The organism is Pseudomonas sp. Root71, from assembly GCF_001429045.1.
Classification (GTDB): domain Bacteria; phylum Pseudomonadota; class Gammaproteobacteria; order Pseudomonadales; family Pseudomonadaceae; genus Aquipseudomonas; species Aquipseudomonas monachiensis.
The window spans coordinates 291,022-310,168 of the sequence record NZ_LMHY01000029.1; the positions used below are offsets into that span (position 1 = coordinate 291,022).

8 protein-coding genes and 1 pseudogene are annotated in these 19,147 nt (G+C 60.2%); 6 read left to right on the plus strand and 3 right to left on the minus strand.

The features are described from left to right. Positions 1-10,107 (minus strand): annotated as a pseudogene (locus ASD95_RS25140) (peroxidase family protein); the annotation flags it as partial. A gap of 298 nt (positions 10,108-10,405) precedes the next feature. Next, positions 10,406-10,873 carry a hypothetical protein gene (locus tag ASD95_RS28930; RefSeq protein ID WP_082562905.1) on the minus strand — a complete coding sequence of 156 codons (468 nt, stop codon included), beginning with the start codon at positions 10,871-10,873 and terminating at the stop codon, positions 10,406-10,408. 72 nt (positions 10,874-10,945) lie between these two features. Between ASD95_RS28930 and ASD95_RS25150 the strand changes: the two genes are divergently transcribed. Further along, the gene (locus ASD95_RS25150) at positions 10,946-12,442 is read left to right on the plus strand and encodes a sensor histidine kinase (RefSeq protein ID WP_056722698.1); all 1,497 of its coding nucleotides are present in this window, start codon (positions 10,946-10,948) and stop codon (positions 12,440-12,442) included. Between the two features lie 45 nt (positions 12,443-12,487). On the opposite strand, the gene ASD95_RS25155 is transcribed toward ASD95_RS25150, so the two are convergent. After that, positions 12,488-13,198, minus strand: a complete 711-nt coding sequence (locus ASD95_RS25155; RefSeq protein ID WP_056722700.1) for a response regulator — start codon at positions 13,196-13,198, stop codon at positions 12,488-12,490. Between the two features lie 685 nt (positions 13,199-13,883). On the opposite strand from ASD95_RS25155, the gene ASD95_RS25160 reads away from it, so the two are divergent. From ASD95_RS25160 to ASD95_RS25180, 5 genes are all read left to right on the plus strand, one after another. Next, positions 13,884-14,735 (plus strand): sugar phosphate isomerase/epimerase family protein, encoded by an 852-nt coding sequence (locus ASD95_RS25160; protein WP_056722702.1) that lies wholly within the window; start codon positions 13,884-13,886, stop codon positions 14,733-14,735. A gap of 14 nt (positions 14,736-14,749) precedes the next feature. Then, positions 14,750-15,820, plus strand: a complete 1,071-nt coding sequence (locus ASD95_RS25165; protein WP_056722704.1) for an isopenicillin N synthase family dioxygenase — start codon at positions 14,750-14,752, stop codon at positions 15,818-15,820. A 46-nt stretch (positions 15,821-15,866) separates the two neighbouring features. Then, the gene (locus ASD95_RS25170; protein WP_056722706.1) at positions 15,867-16,673 is read left to right on the plus strand and encodes an ABC transporter substrate-binding protein; all 807 of its coding nucleotides are present in this window, start codon (positions 15,867-15,869) and stop codon (positions 16,671-16,673) included. Between the two features lie 64 nt (positions 16,674-16,737). Beyond that, positions 16,738-18,285, plus strand: coding sequence for an amino acid ABC transporter permease/ATP-binding protein (locus ASD95_RS25175; RefSeq protein WP_056722708.1), 1,548 nt, complete (start codon positions 16,738-16,740; stop codon positions 18,283-18,285). A gap of 46 nt (positions 18,286-18,331) precedes the next feature. Beyond that, complete coding sequence (locus tag ASD95_RS25180; protein ID WP_056722710.1) at positions 18,332-19,120, plus strand: SDR family oxidoreductase; 789 nt, start codon at positions 18,332-18,334, stop codon at positions 19,118-19,120. Positions 19,121-19,147 lie beyond the last annotated feature (27 nt).

Consider the following 19,147-nt stretch of genomic DNA (forward strand, 5'->3'; position numbering starts at 1 on the left):
CAGGTCGAAGGCTGAATCGACGATGTAGCCATCGTTGCCGACTCCGCCCACCATCCGGTCATTACCCGTACCGCCAGTGAGGATGTCGTTGCCCAGACCACCCAGCAACGTGTCGTTGCCGGCTCCACCGTTGAGGGTGTCATTACCCACCCCACCGGTCATGACGTTGTTCGACGCGTTGCCGGTGCCGACAAAATTGCCGGTTCCGGTGTAGAGCAGATGCTCGACATTGGCGCCCAGTGTGTAGCTGGCCAGCGACGTCTGTACGGAATCCGCACCCTCACCCGTCGCCTCGACCACCAGGTCGAAGGCTGAATCGACGATGTAGCCATCGTTGCCGACTCCGCCCACCATCCGGTCATTACCCGTACCGCCAATCAGGAGGTCGTTGCCCAGGCCACCCAGCAATGTGTCGTTGCCGGCTCCGCCGTTGAGGGTGTCATTACCCACCCCACCGGTGATGACGTTGTTCAACGCGTTGCCGGTGCCGACAAAGTTGCCGACTCCGAGGTAGAGCAGATGCTCGACATTGGCGCCCAGTGTGTAACTGGCCAGCGTGGTCTGTACGGAATCCTGCCCCTCACCCGTCAACTCGAGCACCACGTCCCCGATTGAATCGACGCGGTAGGTATCGTTGCCGGTTCCGCCCAGCATCTGGTCATTACCCGCACCGCCATTGAGGAAGTCGTTGCCCGCGTCACCATTGAGGATATCGTTGCCGCCCAAGGCATTCAGGATATCGTTGCCATCACCTCCGCTGGCCACGTCGTCGCCTGCCGTACCGTTCCATATATCGGCACCGGCGGTACCGACAAACACATCACTGACCACTGTCGTTGCGGCAGAAGTCACGCGCTCAAGCGTGCCCAGGTCATCGGCGTAACTCGCGACGACACGCAGTTGCTGACCAACCTGCGCCTGGTCGGGCGTGAAGGTCGTGCCGGTCGCACCGGCGATATCGGCAAAGATCGCACCGCTCCCCACCTGCCACTGATGGCTGATCACCGAGGTCGTGGTCCCGTTGGCGTCGGTGAACGCATCCGTTGCGGTCAAGGCCGAGCCTTCCGCCGGAGTCGTATCGCTGATCAGCACCGTTCCGACCGGCAGGACATTGACGGTGCCGGTGCCGGCAGGTGTGATCGGTGCGGTCGGCGCCGAGAACACCTCCTCCAGCACGCCATTGGCGTCCTTGTAGACCGCCCTGACGCGCAGCGCCAGCCCGGCTGCCACGACGAGTTCCGGTATGGCCGGCACGGCACCAATGAGGGTCGCCGGTGGTGGCACCCTGAGTTCCGAGCCCACCGTGACAGTCGTGCCCTCTGCGCGCGCGACCTCTCCGGCGGCAAAGAACGTGATGTCTTCGAAGACGCCCGAGCCCGGGCGCGCCTCGAACTGCCAGAAGAAACTGATGGGCCCGGCGATCGCGCCTCCGGTCGCGCTATTGTCAGCATCCGTGATGTCTGCCGCCGAGACCGTCAGCACCTGGCCGACGGCGGGCGTGGGATCGTCGATCCTCAGCGAACCGACGGGCGCCGAATTCAAACCGCCGAGCACGACCGCTTGATCGGAGAACTGCAACCGCTCGATATTGCTGAGGGTGTCGGTCCCATCCCTGCCAGCGACATTGTCGGTGACCGTCACGGTGCCGTTGACGTTGTTGACCACGGTGTAATCCGCCAGATTGCCGGAGAACAACGCCGTGTCGAAGTCGGGACCGGCCGCCGTCAGGATTTCACGGACGATCTGGAGCTGGCCAGGGTTATAGGTGCCGTTCATCATGAGCGGAACCAGCGGTGTCAAGCTGTCGAAGCTGGCGATTTCCGGCCCGGTGCCATCGATGTTCTGCCGCACACTGATGCGCACGTTGAGCCACTTGTCGCCGTCAATGAGGTCATCGCCGCCACGGCCCGCGATGACGTCGCTGCCGTCGCCACCCAGGATGATGTTGCCCCCGTCGAACTTATCGTCGGCTGTACCGGCGATGCCATCCGCGCCGTTGCCGGCGCTGCCAACGAGGTCCCGCAGACCGCTGATGAGGTCGAAGTTGGTGAGCACGCTGCCCTTGGCGCCGGCGATGGCGAGCAAATCGGCAGTGGAGTCATCGCCGCCGAGGAAATCGGCGTGGGACGATCCTGACATTCCTTCCACCAGGTCCAACCGGGCAAGGATCGACGCGGTGGAGCCAGGCACTGCCGGTTGATCGAAGAAGCGCAGCCTGGAGTTCAGGTCCATGGTCACGCCGACCTGATCGTCCTTGTAGGTCGCCCAGTCATAACCCGAGAACCCGATGAAACGGTCCGCCTCGCTGGGGCTGCCGACCATGATGTCATCACCGCCCTCTCCGTCGAAGTTGTCCGGTCCGCCATCGCCCAGGAAGACGTCGTTGCCATTGATCGGATCGTTTCCGAATGGGTCGAAGTTATCGCCGGCAACGCCATCGGCGGATCCACCCTGGATCCAGTCATCGCCTTCGCCACCGCGCGCGAACTCGTTGGCCTTGCTGCCAAGGATAAAGTCGTTGCCCAGGCCGCCGCTGCTGTCGGCCGCGTCTTCGCCGGTAACGATGAAGTCCTGGCCAGCCTGGCCAAGGATCAGGTTGAGGCCATTGCCACCCTGGATGACGTCGTTGCCGTCTTCGCCGTGGATGACGTCGTCGCCGCCCATGTCCGTGATGATGTCGTCACCGGTACCGCCAAAGAGCTGGTCGTTGCCGTAGCCGCCATCGATCCGATCGTTACCGGCATCGCCATAGACCGTGTCGTCGTCCGAGTCGCCGGCAATGAGGATGTCGTTGCCGGGCGTACCGCCCAATACGACCGTATCGGCACCGGTGTAGTGCAGGTAGTTGGTATCCGGCCCCGCCGTGGCGGGGTTGTCGCGGATCACCAGTGGCGTGAGGAAGTCAGTGCGTGGTGAGCCAATCGGGTGGTCCGACGGGCCAAACGGATCGGCATTGGCCGGCAGATCGTCGAGGGTGCCGACAATACCGTCGGGACCGGCAATCACACTCGGGTTGTACTGGTTCGCCTGATTGACCTCCAGAGTGTAGGCCGGCGTCAGGAAAACCCTGGCCGAGAGGTGTGTTGCGTCGGTATTGGCCATCACCAGATTGGCGAACGTGTTGTTCTCAAGTTCCGCGCCAAAGTCCATCGAGGCGGTGCGTTCCAGATAGTAGAAGCGGTCGCCGTCCTGGAGTTTCTCCATCTGGTTCTCGAAGACGAAGTTGAAGGTCGAGCCGAGCATGCCGCCAAAAGGCATCTTCTCCTCGGCCAGCCCGCCAACCCAGAAGTCGACATCATCCAGACCGGTGATGGTCACATCGTCTGCCGTGTGCAGTACGCCGTCCGCACCAGCGTTGCTGGCCCAGGCACCCGTGCTGTTGAGGAAGTCGACACGGTCGGCGGGTGCGGTCGCGCCGCCGAACACCAGGTCCGCAGCCGCGGCGCGCTTGTCCGCCAGCGTGGTGGCGCCGGTGATGGTCGCGTGCGTGCCGTAGGCGGCGATAAAGTTGACCAGCGATTCCGGATGCTTCATGTGCTGCACGAAATCCGCCCAACTGGTGTAGGGCTTGAGCTCTGCGTCACCGGTGGGCCCATAGAACTCCCGCCGCGCCGCGTTCAGGGACGGAATGCCGGTATCGCGACCGCGCGCCAGGTTGATGGCGGGCAGATCGAGTGGCAGTCCCAGCAGGTTGTTACGCAGGGCTTCGGTGACGAACTCGTCGATCTCATTGCCCACCTGGCGGGTCACGCCGCGCACGATGGCACCGGCCGCCTCCTCCGGAGTGGCGCCGCTGCTTGCGAACTCGAGCGGGTTGAGGAAGGCCTGGATCAGCCCGATATCGCTCGACGCGAAGTTCGGATCCAGCCGGTCGACCTGCTCCAGCAGCATCGAGTGCCCGAAGCGATAGACGGTGTGTGCGAACTCGGCAACGATGCTCGGATCGATCGCGGTGTCGTACACCTGGCCCGGGGCGAAGAACGGATCGACCATCGGCTGGATGGTGCGCGCGAACTCTTCGAACACCAGGTGCTGGTACTGCATCTCGGTGCCGAACTTCGCGGTCTGGAACAGGCGCTCGCCGTTCCAGTCAAGGGTCGAGGTGTCGGCGGGTACGGCAGTGACAGGCGTCAGCAGCCACTCGTTCAGGAACGACACATCGCCACTTGCCGCTGTCGCCAGGACCACCGCCATGGTGTGATCGACCAGGCGGTTGTGCTCATGGTGGAAGATCGAATGGACGGTGGTCAGGCCGATGTTCTCGTTGACCCGGCCGTCGCCGGCAATGTAGTGCGCGTCCAGCAGTTCGTTGTCGTAGAAGCCCGCCGCAGGTGTACCGCCAACGACATTGTCCGCATCGGGCAGGAGTGCCGCGCCGGTCTGGTCGTCCACCGGCACCGCGGTGTGCGCGATGTCGTTGAGGAAGGCATGGCCGGTGCGCGCGGCGTTGACCAGGCTGATGGGCGCGGCCGGATTGCCTTCAACCAGCACATCATCGGCCGTGCCGGCAATGCCGTCCGCGCCCTTCATTACCACCTGCGGAAAACCGTTCGGACCCTTGATGAAATTGCCGTAGGCGTCAGTCGCCAGCAATGGCACGTTGTCGAAATCGGCATCGGTGAGATTGATGCCGAGCAGATCATGGGCTTGCGCCTTGACCACCTTCCAGGTGGCCATGCCACCGATCCCGACGTCGTCGGCCGTACCGAACACGCCATCGGCGCCCAGATCACGATTTTCGATCAACTTGCCGGTGGCCACCGGATCGCCCGTTGCGTTGAGCTCATAGGCACGCAGGAACACCTGGTGCGAAGGATGCGAGCTGTACGTCTGGTTCTGGTCGACAAACGGCGAGGTGGTGTTGGTGTTCTCGTGGATGTCATCGGCCGTGCCCAGGATGCCGTCGGGGCCGGGCTGATTGGTCGCGCGCGTCAGCACCATGAAGTTGGTCGGGCTACCGGGCACGAACAGCGGGTCATCCGGCTGCAGCGGAACGAACACAGTGCCCGACCCACCCTTGGTGACGAGGTCCAGGCCATGATCGAAGAACTGGCCGAAGAACGTCATCCATTGGTTGAAGGGTGCGGTCAGGCCCGCGTCGGGGCTCACGTTCGGGTCGAAGAAAGTCTGGAACGTCGTGCCGTCAGTACGGGTTCCGGTCACCACCTGCGCACCGGCCTTGAGGACATCGTCAGCAGTGCCGAGGACACCATCAAGACCCGGATCGAAGGTGGCCGCGACCGCCGCCGGGTTGTTGGCGGTCTGGTCGACGATCAGGTTGCTGATGGTGCGCGGCTGCGAGTCGATTACCAGGCCGCTGGTCTGGGTGTAGCTGGTGCCGGCATCGGCCGGGCGGAAGTCCGGTGTGGTCAGGCGCGGGAATACGTTATCGGCGGCACCGAACTCGGGATGGAGCAGGTTGTTTTCCGTCCCTTCGACGGTACGCAATCCGAACGGCATCCGGATATTGGGGAGCAACGAGTTCAGGTTCTCACCGGCCGCGTGGTGTTCCGCCAGCTTGATCTGGTCAAGGATGAACGCCAGGTCGGCTTGCGTGTAGCGCACACCGTTGCTGGGAGCCGTGGTCTGTGGATCGATCAGCGAAGGCGCCGCTGCAGGGGTCGGCGCCCCGGCCACTACGGCCGTGGTCGGTGCCGAGAATACCTGCTCGGTCACGCCATGATCGTCCGCATAGATGCCTTTGACGCGAATTGCCAGGCCGGCAAGATCCGACGTCACCGTGAACGTGGGCGCGTCCGCCCTCACAAATCCGATACCGATGCGGCCTGGCCCGAGGATGATGTCCTCGAAGACGCCCGAGCCCGGTGCGGCTTCAAACTGCCATACGTAACTGATGGAATTGTGGATCGCCCCGCCTGCGTTGTCGCCATCGGTGAGGCCTGCCGCCGACACGGTCAGTATCTGGCCAACGGTCGGTGCAGTGTTATCCACCGTCAGCGCCCCCACCGGCTCAGCGTTGAGCCCGGGCACGAGGACCATGGACTGATCGGAGAACTGCAGCCGTTCGATGTGGGTGAGACGGTCGGTTTCTTCCTTGCCGACATTGTCGGTCACGGTAACGATGTCGTCGGTGAAATCGAGCGCAGTGCCGTTATCGTTGACGGTGACTGAGTAGTTCGCCAGCGGGCCCATGAAATTGACGGTGTCGAAGCCGCCCACGCCTGGCAGGATCTCACGCACGGCGACGAGCTGGCCGGGATTGTAGGTGCCGTTCAGCATGAGCGGGATCATCGGCGTCATGCTGTCGAAGCTGGCGATCTCCGGCCCGGAGCCATCCACGTTCTGACGCACGCTGATGCGCACGTTGAGCCAACTGTCGCCGTCGATGAGGTCGCTGCCGCCACGGCCTTCGATGATGTCGCTGCCATCGCCGCCGAGGATGATGTTACCCGCGCCGAACTGATCGTCGGCCGTCCCCCCGATACCGTCGGCACCGAAACCGGCGCTGCCAACGAAAGCCCGCAGGCCGCTGACGAGATCGAAGTTGGTGAGGATGCTGCCCCTGGCCGTGACGTTGGCGATGATGGCCGCGTTTTGTTCATCGCCGCGCAGGAAGTCGGCGAAGGCCGACCCCGACAGGCCCTCCACTTCCGCGAACCGGTCATAGACCGAATCGGGCGATTGCGCCACTGCGCCCACGATATTGCCAGCGGCATCGGGCACCGCGTGATACGGACTGAAGAAGGGAACGACCATGTCGACGGTCACGCCGTACTTGTCGTTCTTGTAGGTGGTCCAGTCGAACCCGGACATGCCGTCCATCTTGTCCTGTGCGTCGCTGGCGACGAAGGTGTCGTCGCCGCCTTCACCAATCATTTCATCGAATCCACCGGTGCCAATGAAGATGTCGTTGCCGGGCACGTCGTCGGACAATGTTGGGCTCGCGTTATCGCCGGGCGCACCGTCCTGGGTGCCGCCCTCGATCCAGTCATCGCCTTCGTTGCCGGTCGGCGCGAGGTTGACCTTGGAGCCGAGGATGAAATCGTCGCCCGCGCCGGCGAACGTCAGGGTGATGTCTTCGGTGGTGATGATGAAATCCTTGCCCGCGCCGCCGTGGACCAGGTTGTTGCCGGCGAGGGTCGAGTTACCGACCTGGATGACGTCGTTGCCGTCCTCGCCGTGGATGACGTCGTCGCCGCCCATGTCCGTGATGATGTCGTCACCGGCGCCGCCAAAGAGGTTGTCGTTACCGTAGCCGCCGTCGATCCGGTCGTTGCCGGCATCGCCATAGACAGTGTCGTCGTCCGAGTCGCCGGCAATGAGGATGTCGTCGCCAGCCGTACCTCCCAGCACGACCGTATCGCCGCCGGTGTAGTGCAGGTAGTTGGTATCCGGGCCCACTGTGTCGGGGTTGTCGCGAATCACCAGCGGCGTGATACGGTCAATCCGTGGTGAACCAATCGGGTGCTCCGACGGGCCAAAGGGGTCGGCGTTGGCTGGCAGATCGTCAACCGTGCCGACGATGCCGTCCGGGCCGGCCACCACGCTCGGGTTGAACTGGTGCGTCGGGTCGACCTCCAGGGTGAAGGCCGGCGTCTGGAATATGTTGGCCGGCAGGTGTACTGCGTCGCTGTTGAGCATCACCAGGTTGGCGAACGAATTGTTCTCAAGCTCAGTGCCGAAGTTGAGTCCTGCGGTGCGGGCCAGGTAGTAGAGACGGTCGCCATTCTGCAGGTTTTCCAACTGGGTTTCGAAGACGAAGTTGAAGCTCGAACCCAGCAGGCCGCCAAAGGGCATCTTCTCTTCGGCCAGGCCGCCGATCCAGAAGTCGATGGCGTCCAGGCCGGTGATGGTCACATCGTCGGCGGTGTGCAGAATACCGTCCGCACCGGCGTTGCTGGCCCAGGCGCCGCTACTGTTGAGGAAGTCCAGGCGATCAGCCGGCGCCGTGGCGCTGCCAAGCACGAGATCCGCGGCCGCGGCGCGCTTGTCCGCCAGCGTCGTAGCACTCGTGATGGTTGAATGGGTGCCGTAGGCGGCGATGAAATTGATCAGCGATTCCGGATGCTTCATGTGCTGCACGAAATCGGCCCAGCTCGTGTAGGGGGTCAACTGGCTGTCGCCGGTCATGTGGTAGAACTCGCGCCGCGCCGCGTTCAGCGACGGGATGCCGGTGTCTCGGCCGCGCGCCAGGTTGAGTGCGGCAAGGTCGAGCGGCAGGCCGACCAGATTGTTGCGCACAGCATCAGTGACAAACTCGTCGATCTCGTTGCCGACTTGCCGCGTGACGCCGCGCACGATGGCGCCTGCCGCCTCCTCAGGGGTGGGGCCGCTGGCAGCAAACGCGAGCGGGTTGAGGAAGGCCGCGATCAGGCCGGTCTGTTGATTGCCCGGGTCAACCGGATTGCCGTCGCCAACGACATTGAAGTTGGGGTCGAAACGATCGACCGTCTCCAGCAGCATCGAGTGGCCGAAGCGAAAGACCGTGTGCGCGAACTCGGCGACGATCGCCGGATTGACCGTGGTGTCGTTGCCCATGGGCGCCAGGAAGACGTCCACTTGCGGCTGGATGGTGCGCGCGAACTCCTCGAACACCAGGTGTTGGTACTGCATCTCGGTGCCGAACTTGGCCGCCTGGAACAACCGCTCGCCGTTCCAGTGCAGGGCCGCGATGTCGGCCGGCGTCGCTGGCAGCGCTGTCAGTTGGGCGTCGGGCATCAGCCACTTGTTCAGGAAATCGAGGTCGGCGGAGGCCAGCACCGTATCCTTGGTCTGCTCAACCAGCCGGTTGTGTTCGCTGTGGAAGATGGAATGCACCGTGGTCAGGCCGATGTTCTCGTTGACGCGGCCATCGCCGGCGATGTAGTGCTTGTCGAGCAGCTCGTTGTCGTAGGTGCCGGGTGCTTGCGGGCCGCCAATGACGGTGTCCGCGTCAGCCACCAGCCCCCCGGTCGGATCGGCGCTGTGGGCGATGTCGATCAGGAACTGGTGGCCGGTGCGCACGGCGTTCGTCAGGCTGATTGGCGCGGCCCGATTACCCTCGACGAGCACATCATCGGCCGTACCGGCAATGCCATCCGCGCCCATCATCACGACTTGGGGAAGGCCGTTAGGCCCCTTGATGAAGTTGCCGTAAGCATCGGTTGCCAGCAGCGGAACGTTGAACACATCGGCATCGGTCAAGTTGATGCCGAGCAGATCTCGGGCCTGAGCCTTGACGATTGCCCAGGTGGCCATGCCGCCGATTTCGACGTCATCAGCGGTGCCGAAATGCCCATCGACACCCAGGTCGCGATTGGTGATCAGCTTGCCAGTGGCCACCGGATCGCCAGCGGCGTTGAGCTCATAGGCACGCAGGAACACCTGGTGCGAGGGATGCGAGCTGTAGGTCTGGTTCTGGTCGACAAAGGGAGAAGTGGTGTTGCTCTGCTCGTGGATGTCATCGGCGGTGCCCAGGATGCCGTCGGGGCCAGGCAAATTGGTGGCGCGCGTCAGCACCATGAAGTTGGTCGGGCTGCCCGGCACGAAGAGCGGATCGTCGGGCTGCAGCGCAATGAAGACGGTGCCGCTGCCACCCTTGGTGACAAGGTCCAGTCCATGGTCGAAGAACTGGCCAAAGAAAGTCATCCACTGGTTGAACGGCACGGTCAGGCCTGCGTCCGGCGTGATATTGGGAATCTGGAAAACGGCAACGTCGTCGGCGGTACCGAACAGGCCATCCAGGCCGGGACTGGTGACCAACTGTGAATCCGGATTGGCCGCTGCGGCCGCGACCGCCGCCGGATTGTTGGCGGTCTGGTCCACGATCAGGTTGCTGATGGTGCGCGGCTGCGAGTCGAAGACGGCACCGCTGGTCTGCAGGTAGGAGGTCGGTGTGGTTCCGCCTGGATCGGTGGGGCCGAAGAAGCCGGCCGGCTGGACCTGCGCGGTATTGAACACCGGCGTCGTCATGCGCGGAAAGAAATTGTCGGCGGCACCGAACTGGGGATTGGCCAGGTTGTTGTCGATGCCGGAGACGGTGCGCAGACCGAAGGGGACTTCTACGTTCTGCAGCAAGTCAGCCAGACTCGCGCCAGACGCATTCCGTTCAGCGATGAAAATTTGTTCGAGAATGAACTCAAGATCGGACTTGATGAAGCTGGCCATGGCTATTTCCTCGATGCTTAACCAATCAGGAAACCACTCGCATAAAACACGGCTGCAAACGCGTGGTTGAGTGCTGAACCCCATAAATGAAAATCGAAACTTGAACGACGGGACCTGGTACAACGGCCGCACCGAGCCCCTACTGAATTGCGTGCAATCAGCAGAACTCGACTGAGGATCAATTCCCCATGACAACCGTATTTACAGGCTGGTATTGCGCCTCAAGGAGGCGACGGCCCATGAACCCAGGTTGAATAGAAGGTGCAACTTACTCGCGGCCCCGTCACGTATCGGGGCTCTATGCATCTGTACATGATGCTCTCTCAGGCATAGGGGGCTTGTCACAGATGCCACACATCCAGAGAACAGAGGCATTGGCCGGAATATGCTCGCGAAGATCGCCATATTCCGGGACTTCCTGAGGGGTGATGGCACGGTTCTGCGTCCATGCGGCTTCGTCAACAAGCCTTTTATCCATGAGAAAACTGGCATCGACTACGAATTGACTAGTATGTATTGGAGGCTGACTCCGCACGCTGGGTGGCGGAGCCAGGAAACCATTGGAACCACAGGTTTGGTTCTGATTGAGTGGAGCACCCGCACTGTTGGACTGGAGCGTTTTCTCAACAGAGAATTCAAGTGAAGCGAGTTTGACTTGAATGCCAGGGTGCGAATGGCCGACCACACTATTGGTAATAACCGCCAGCTGTTGTTGCCGGAAATAGCGATTATCCAGATGGATCGAGAATCTTTTTAAACTATTCATCGCGCCTCCCGCCTTCAACCTCAAATGCCAGCTTTACACTCCATTGAAAATGAGTATTGAGGGGCTACCCGGATGTGTACAGAGACAAAAGCCCAATCAAATTCTGAGACCTTGGTCGCAGAATCGGATCAGACCTTGGTCGGATCAGAGGCTGGCCAAACGTCCAGTGGCGGAGGCCCGGGAGGACAGAGCCCCCGTGCGAAATTGCGCCATTTGAGCCGCTCGACCCAGTTCGTAATCTGCGCCGCAATCATTCTGGGCTTGACCATGACGTTCGTTGGAAAGCTCGTAAGCCAGAGTATCGAAGATGCAACGATTCAAACGGCGGCAGAGACGGGCGCGCGTTATATGCAGAACTTTCTCGAACCTTTCGTCCAGGGACTGACCACTGTCAAAGAACTCCCCGATGCAACCATTCAGACCATTGATCACCTGCTGTCCAGCACCTCGTTGAGTACACATGTGGTCTCGGTGAAGATCTGGCTTCCAGACGGCACGATTGTCTACAGCACCGACAAGTCCACGGTGCGGAAAACCTTTCCGACAGAGGAGATCTCACTGGCGCTGACAGGCAAGATCTATACAGAACTGGACAATGATTTTGAGGGTGATAATGAGGATGCTTTTGAGCGCAGCCTGAATATTCCGCTCTATGAAATTTTTGCTCCACTGCGCGAAGCCGGTACTGGAAAGATTGTTGCGGTTGGTGAGTTCTACGAAACCGCGGAAGCGTTACAGCGCGAAATCAATAATCTTCGCAAGAAAGTATGGGCGATTGTTGGTGCCGCAACGACGGCCATGCTTTTGTTGTTATTTTTTATCGTTCGGCGTGATGACAAGATAATAAAACAACATGAAACAGCACTTGAATGGCGAATGGATGAGCAAGCCAGGTTGCACTCGAACAATGCCGCCCTTCAACACAAAGTCACTACAGCCAATCGCGAATTCTCCAGAATCAATGAACTCACTCTTCGTCGGATCGGGGCCGACCTTCATGATGGTCCTGCCCAGCTGTTGTCACTTATTCTCCTTCGCCTTGAAGAACTCGAAAATTCACAAGGCGCCTCGGATGAGGAAGTTCTCGAAATGATCAGGCGTGCCGGCGAGGATGCTTTAAACGAAGTGCGGGAAATATCACTCGACCTGGCACTTCCGGAAGTCACTGACCTGACCCTGCACGATGCGCTGGTATTGCTTGCCGAGCGGCACGAAGAGCGAACCGAGACGCGAGTCGAACTGGAGCTTGATGCTCTTCCAGACGATGTACCGATAGCGCATAAAATTTGTATTTACCGCTTCGCCCAGGAAGCGTTGAACAATGCCTATATTCACGCCGGAGGAAAGGGCCAAAAACTCAGCGCCTCTCACTGCGAAGGGCTACTGGAAGTACAAGTCGAGGATGCGGGAGTGGGAATTCCAACCGAGAAACCGAGTGTGCCTGGTCGAGGTAGAACTCATCTGGGCCTTGTCGGCATGCGCTATCGCGTCGAATCCCTCGGCGGAGTATTCATCATTGAATCGGCGCCCCATGCCGGAACCAAAGCCAGGGCGCAGTTCAAAATCTGATCATCCGAGCCAGAATGATCATTGCACCCAAGTAACCGCAAGCGCTTATCGCCCGTTACTTGTCTTACCACTGTCATTCAAGTCGCGGCGTTGAAGAGCACCACATAAGCCAGGTATATGGTCACTCTCCCAATGCCGTCTCACTGCTGCGACTGCCTGTGTCCGGTTACGAACGCGCAGCTTGTACATGACATTCGTCATGTAGTGCTTGATGGTCTTCTCGCAGAGCTCGAGCTTGATCGCAACCTCGCGGTTAGTCAGGCCCTTCGATACCTCCCGGATAACCTGTTCTTCGCGATGGGTCAGCTCGACCTTTTGCTTGTCAGCCGCGTGCTTTCCGAAATTGCTCAATAGCTTGCTGGCAAGCTTGGGTGTAATGAAGGTTTCACCACCGGCAACATTTCTGATGGCTTGTACCAGCTCACGACCGCTTATGCCTTTCAACGCATATCCCTGCGCGCCCGCTTCGAGGGCGCAATAGGCATCCTCGATGGACTCGGACACTGTCAGCATCAAAATTTTAACTGCCGGCGAAGAAGCTGAGATCGCTCGCACAGCAGCAAAGCTATCGCCCGGCATATTTACATCCATCAGCAATACATCCGGAGCAAAACGAGCGGCAATTTCCAGGGCATCATCGGCAGACGCCCCCTGCTCGACCACCTGAAAGTCAGCGACTTTCTTCAGCGCCATTGTGACCCCATCCCTTAACAGCGGGTGATCATCAACGATGCCAATCTTGATCATGGAACTCATAAGAAGCTCCTCTTAAACGGCGATGGCGCTGCAAGGGGGGTCGTGCGTTTCATTTTTCACCCCTCGCGGCATGCCGAACCTGGCAAGACCCGCGGTCTCCATGATGTCCGGGACGTTACGGGTACCCAAGGGGGGTGCAACTAATGAGCCACTACCGCAGGGCGAAGAAAAAGCCCAGGTTAATTAATAAGCTGTTTCTGAATGCTTCGGACGAGAGAAAGGCTAAGCGGGGAATATTCCTCAAATCAGGTGGTAAGCCCCCGGTTGGGTGGGTGTAATGCCCCATTTATGGAGAGAGTGGAGACTCTATTTCAACGGCCGCTATTAGTAGGGATTACTTGCCCTGAGACGACGTGGACTTAACGAGTCGGGACAGGCAGCGGCGGGCAAAAGGGAACCCTCAGCGGCCCGGTGTCGCTTGGGACTCTTCAAAATGATGCCGTAACAATGGCATCTCTCACTAATAGCCAACGTAGACAGGTTCTCGCCGATACCCCCCCTCCTGGCCAGCGCTATAAGTAGCAAGCTATTTGTTGATGAAAGTCTGAAGTATTCTTTTGAACTTTCAGATTCTTTCAGTGCGCGGCCTGTGCCTAACATCGACTCCACAGCGAACCAGCCTCTTGGCAGCCTGGCGCCGTCGAAGTGCATTTGCAGTAGGCCTTGGGATTTTTGAGGATCACCGATGAAGCTGGAAATTTTCCGCACGCTGTGGGGTTACACCGCCAGCAAGGCCCAGGCGCTCGAGGAGTTGCTGCAAGCGGGCTTTGACGGGATGGAGGCACGCCTGCCACTGGACGCCCGTGAGCGGGCCGAGTTTGGCGCCTTTCTCCAGGCCAATCGCCTGGGCTATATCAGCACGGTCTTCACCGCGTACGACGTGCTGCCGGACCAGTCGGCAACCCCTGCCGTCCACCTCAATGATCTCGATCAAAAACTCGCCTGGGCCGCTGAACTCGGCCCGCGCTTCGTCAATGTGCTGGCGGGCAACGATCGCTGGTCCTTGCCACAACAAGTGGAGTTTTTTGGCCAGGCGCTGGATCTGGCGCGCAAGCACGGCCAGGTCTGCAGTTTCGAAACCCACCGCTCGCGGTCGCTGTTCAACCCCTGGGTGACCCTGGAGTTGATCCGGCAACTGCCCGAGCTGTTGTTCACCAGCGACATCAGCCATTGGGTGGTGACCTGCGAGCGCCTGTTGAATGACCCGGCCGATGACCTGAGCGCTTTCATCGAGCGGGTTCACCATATCCAGGCCCGGGTCGGTTATGACCAGGGACCGCAGGTTCCGCACCCGGCGGCTCCCGAATATGCAAGGGAACTGGCCTTCCATCAGCAGCACTGGGAAAGCATCTGGCGCTCGCAGCAAGCCCGCGGTTACCAGGTCAGCACCCTGACCCCGGAGTTCGGCGCCGACGGCTACCTGCATCACCTGCCCTTCACCAATGTCCCGGTCGCCGACCTGTGGTCATTGAATGTGTGGATGGGCCAGACCGAGCGTGAACACTTCGACCGTTTCAGCCATTCAAGCCATCCTTAGGGAGCCGATGCGACATGCCTGACAACAAAAACAACAGCGCAAGCACTGACACTCACAAAGCCAACTTCAATAGCATCCCGGTGGTCAACATCGCCGGCCTGTTCAGCGTTGAACTGGAACACCGCCTGGCCGTCGCCGAACAATTGGGGCGCGCCGCCAGCGAGGTCGGGTTCCTCTACATCACCGATCACGGTATCGACCCGCAACTGATCGCCAACCTGCGCAAGGCGGCCAAGGACTTTTTCGACCAGCCCCTGGACGCCAAGATGCGCCACTACATCGGCACCTCGCAAACCCACAAGGGCTTTGTACCCGAAGGCGAAGAGGTCTATTCCAAGGGCAAGCCAGACCACAAGGAAGCCTTCGACGTCGGCTTCGAAGTCCCGGCCGATGACCCGCTGGTGCTGGCCAATACCCCATTGCTGGGGCCCAACGACTGGCCACGGCTGCAAGGTTTCAAGGCCTCGGTGCAGGCCTACTATGAAGCCATCTTCGCCCTGGGCCGGCGACTGTTCGGTGGCTTCGCCCTGACCCTGGGCCTGGAAGAAAACTATTTCGACAGCCTGGTGACCCGTCCACCGTCCAAGCTGCGCCTGATCCACTACCCCTTCGACGGTGCAGCCCATGACGCACCGGGTCTTGGCGCCCATACTGACTACGAGTGTTTCACCATCCTTTTGGCCGACAAACCGGGCCTTGAGGTGATGAACAATCTTGGCCAATGGATCGATGCCCCACCGATTGCCGATGCCTTTGTCGTCAACATCGGCGACATGCTGGAAGTGATGACGGCAGGCGCTTTCGTTGCCACCGCGCACCGGGTACGCAGCGTGAAGGAGGAGCGTTATTCCTTTCCGCTGTTTTATGCCTGCGACTATCACACCCAGATCAGACCGCTGCCCGGGTTCGCCCAGGCAGGCAACGACTACGAAGAAATCACCATCGGCGAACACATGTATGGCCAGGCGCTGCAGACCTATCAATATCTGCGCCAGAGGGTGGCCAACGGGGACGTTCAACTGCCAGGCAAGGCACGAAAGCCCGCCAGTTTCGGACATTTGAAAAATCAGGCCCAACCGTCCTGATTGAAGTTTTCAGCTAATCCCCTACCTACGCCGGAGTCAGCACATCATGAAAAACAACAAGAAAAACAACAAGAAAAACCTTTTGAGCCTGGCTGTATTGGCAGCCGGTATGTTCGGTGCCTCGGTGAGCATGGCCGCGGCAGATACGTTCAAGGTCGGCATGGAGATCACCTACCCGCCCTTCGAGTCCTATGACAAGGACAAAAACGTGGTGGGCTCCGACCCCGAACTGGCAACGTCACTGGCCAAGCACATGAACGCCAAGGTGGAGTTCGTCGACACCAAGTTCCCGAGCCTGATCCTGGGCCTGAACTCAGGCAAGTACGACGCGATCATTTCCGGCATGTACATCACACCGGAGCGCCAGACCCAGGCCCAGACCATCGCCTATGCCAACACCGGTGCCGCGGTCATGGTGCCCAAGGGCAGCGAGATCAATGCGAAGAAGCCTGAAGACCTGTGCGGCCTGAAACTGGGCCTGGAACAGGGCACCACCTGGGTGAAGGAATTCAAGAAGCTCTCTGACGAATACTGCGTGCCGAACAACAAAGGCGCGATCACCGTCAGCGAGTACCCTTCGGCACCCGAAGTGACCCAGGCCCTGCTGTCTAAAAACATCCAGGCCCAGGTTGAAATCGCCGGCGCGGCAAAAATGATCGCGGAAAAGACCAACGGCCGGGTAGTGATCACCACCGAGCATCCGATTTATCAACAAACCCTGGGCATCTTCGTCAAGAAAGGTAACGACGAAACCTTCCAGGCCGTGCAAAAGGCCTTCGAGGAGAGCAAAAAGAGCGGTGAATACGCGGCAATTCTCCAGAAATATGGCCTGGAAGAACCGACTGCCAACTAAGAACCTGTCCTTGTAGTCTGGTCATCTGCCTCCCCTGCTCCGGGGCGGCAGATCGAGGTGCCCCATGCAATTCGATTGGTCGTATTTCTTATCCCTGTTCTCCCTGCCGGACTTCTGGAAGGCCTGCGTCACAGTGGTCCAGCTCAGTGCCCTGGCCTGGTTCATCGGCATGCTGCTGGGTTTTGTCCTGGCCACGGCCAAGCTGTCCCAGTCGCCCTTGCTGCGCATTCCCGCCGCGGTCTACATCTGGTTCTTCCGCAGCATCCCGTTGCTGGTGCTGGTGGTCTTCGTCTACAACCTGCCGCAATTGTTTCCCGGCAGCGGACCGATTCTGTCCAACCCCTTCTACGCAGGGTTGCTGGCCCTGGTGGTCACTGAAGCGGCGTACATGGCGGAAATCCATCGTGGTGGCCTGATCTCCGTGGCCAAGGGCCAGAAGGAAGCCGGGCGCGCGCTGGGTGTCGGCCTGCTCGGCATGCAACGCCTGATCGTGATCCCCCAGGCTTTCCGCATTTCGCTGCCCACGCTGATCAATGAATACATCACAGTGGTCAAGCTGACCTCGCTGGTCTCGGTCATCTCCCTGACCGAAATCCTCACGGTCGGCCAACGCCTCTATGCCACCAACTTCCTGGTCATGGAAACCCTGGCGGCGGTAGGCGTGTATTACGTGTTGATCGTCACCGTGTTCGGTTATTTCCTGCAGCGCCTGGAGCGCTACCTGGACCTGAACTTCCGCAAGCCGCACACGCTCGACGCGGCCACCATCGCCAGGTTCAAGGCCAGCGCCGAAGCCTTGCCCGACACTGCGCGCAAAGCCGCCGGCAACAACGCGACGCCCATCCTGCAACTGAAGAACATCCAGAAGAGCTATGGCACCCACCAGGTGCTGATGGGTATCGACCTGAATGTCGAATACGGCCAGGTGGTCTCGATCATCGGGCCATCCGGCTCCGGCAAGACTTCGCTGATCCGCACCGTCAACGGCCTGGAAAGCATCGATACCGGCGACATCCTGCTGTTCGGCGAAAAATTCATCGAAGCGTCGGACAAACCCAACAGCACCCGCCTGCGCAAAGGCGTGCGGCACATCGGCATGGTGTTCCAGAACTTCAACCTGTTCCCGCACCGCACCATTCTCGACAACGTCACCCTGGCACCGCGTTACCACGGTCAGCCGGGCGAGCTGAGTGAACATCGTGCCTATGCGCTACTGGACAAGGTCGGCCTGCTGGCCCATGCCCACAAGTACCCGCACCAGCTCTCCGGCGGGCAGCAACAGCGCGTGGCGATCGCTCGAGCCCTGGCGATGGAACCGCAGATCATGCTGTTCGACGAGCCGACCTCAGCCCTCGACCCGGAACTGGTCAACGACGTGCTGAACGTGATCCGCGACCTGGCCAAAGAAGGCATGACCATGCTGATCGTGACCCACGAAATGGACTTTGCCATGTCGATATCCGACCGGGTCGTATTCATGGAGAACGGTAATATCCAACTGGATGCCGCACCGCAAACCATACGATGCGAAGCCGAAGGAGAACGCGTGCGACGCTTCATGGGCATCAGTACCCGATCGCCGAACCTGTCCGCAACGCTGGATCATGCATGAACAGGCAACCGCTTTCTTCGAACTTCCTTCTTTCAGGAAAACGTACATGAATCTGGGAATAGCAGGACGCTGGGCACTGGTATGCGCCGCCAGCAAAGGTCTGGGAAAAGCCTGTGCACAGGCTCTCGTCAACGAAGGCGTGAACGTGGTGATCACCGCACGGGGCGAACAGGCGCTGAATGAAACAGCCCGTCAGCTCAGGGCGATAAACCCTGAAGTGACGGTCATCGCCGTCGCTGGAGACATTTCGACGCCCGAGGGTCGGGCGGCAGCGCTCAAGGCCCACGGGCATTTCGATATCCTGATCAACAATGCCGGGGGCCCTCCCCCCGGGGATTTCCGCGAATGGAATCGCGACATCTGGCTCAAGGCGCTGGATGCCAACATGCTGACGCCTATCGAGTTGATCAAGGCAACGATCGACGGTATGGCGGCACGTGGATTTGGTCGAATCATCAACATCACCTCGAGTGCCGTGAAGTCCCCTATCGAAAGCCTGGGCCTGTCCAATGGTGCGCGCAGTGGCCTGACTGGGTTTGTCGCAGGGCTTGCCCGGCAAGAAAACATTGCCAGTCGCAATGTGACGATCAACAACCTGCAACCAGGCTCGTTCGACACCGATCGACTGCGTGACAACCTGGTCGCGGCGGCCCAGGAGTCGGGGCAGGACAGTGAGGTGTTCCTTGACCAATGCCGTAGCGAAATTCCCGCCAAACGCTTCGGTTCAGCCGAGGAGTTCGGTGCCCTCTGTGCCTTCGTCTGCAGCAGCCAGGCGGGCTACCTGACCGGACAGAACCTGTTGATTGATGGTGGGGCTGTTCGCTCTAGCCAATAATGGGCAAGAGCTATGTGGGTGTACCCG

Bases quoted from the DNA above. Each gene is read 5' to 3' on its own strand.
- ASD95_RS25150 (WP_056722698.1), top strand. From the start codon at position 10,946: ATGTGTACAGAGACAAAAGCCCAATCAAATTCTGAGACCTTGGTCGCA.
- ASD95_RS25155 (WP_056722700.1), bottom strand. From the start codon at position 13,198: ATGAGTTCCATGATCAAGATTGGCATCGTTGATGATCACCCGCTGTTA.
- ASD95_RS25170 (WP_056722706.1), top strand. From the start codon at position 15,867: ATGAAAAACAACAAGAAAAACAACAAGAAAAACCTTTTGAGCCTGGCT.
- ASD95_RS25160 (WP_056722702.1), top strand. From the start codon at position 13,884: ATGAAGCTGGAAATTTTCCGCACGCTGTGGGGTTACACCGCCAGCAAG.
- ASD95_RS25180 (WP_056722710.1), top strand. From the start codon at position 18,332: ATGAATCTGGGAATAGCAGGACGCTGGGCACTGGTATGCGCCGCCAGC.
- ASD95_RS28930 (WP_082562905.1), bottom strand. From the start codon at position 10,873: ATGAATAGTTTAAAAAGATTCTCGATCCATCTGGATAATCGCTATTTC.
- ASD95_RS25175 (WP_056722708.1), top strand. From the start codon at position 16,738: ATGCAATTCGATTGGTCGTATTTCTTATCCCTGTTCTCCCTGCCGGAC.
- ASD95_RS25165 (WP_056722704.1), top strand. From the start codon at position 14,750: ATGCCTGACAACAAAAACAACAGCGCAAGCACTGACACTCACAAAGCC.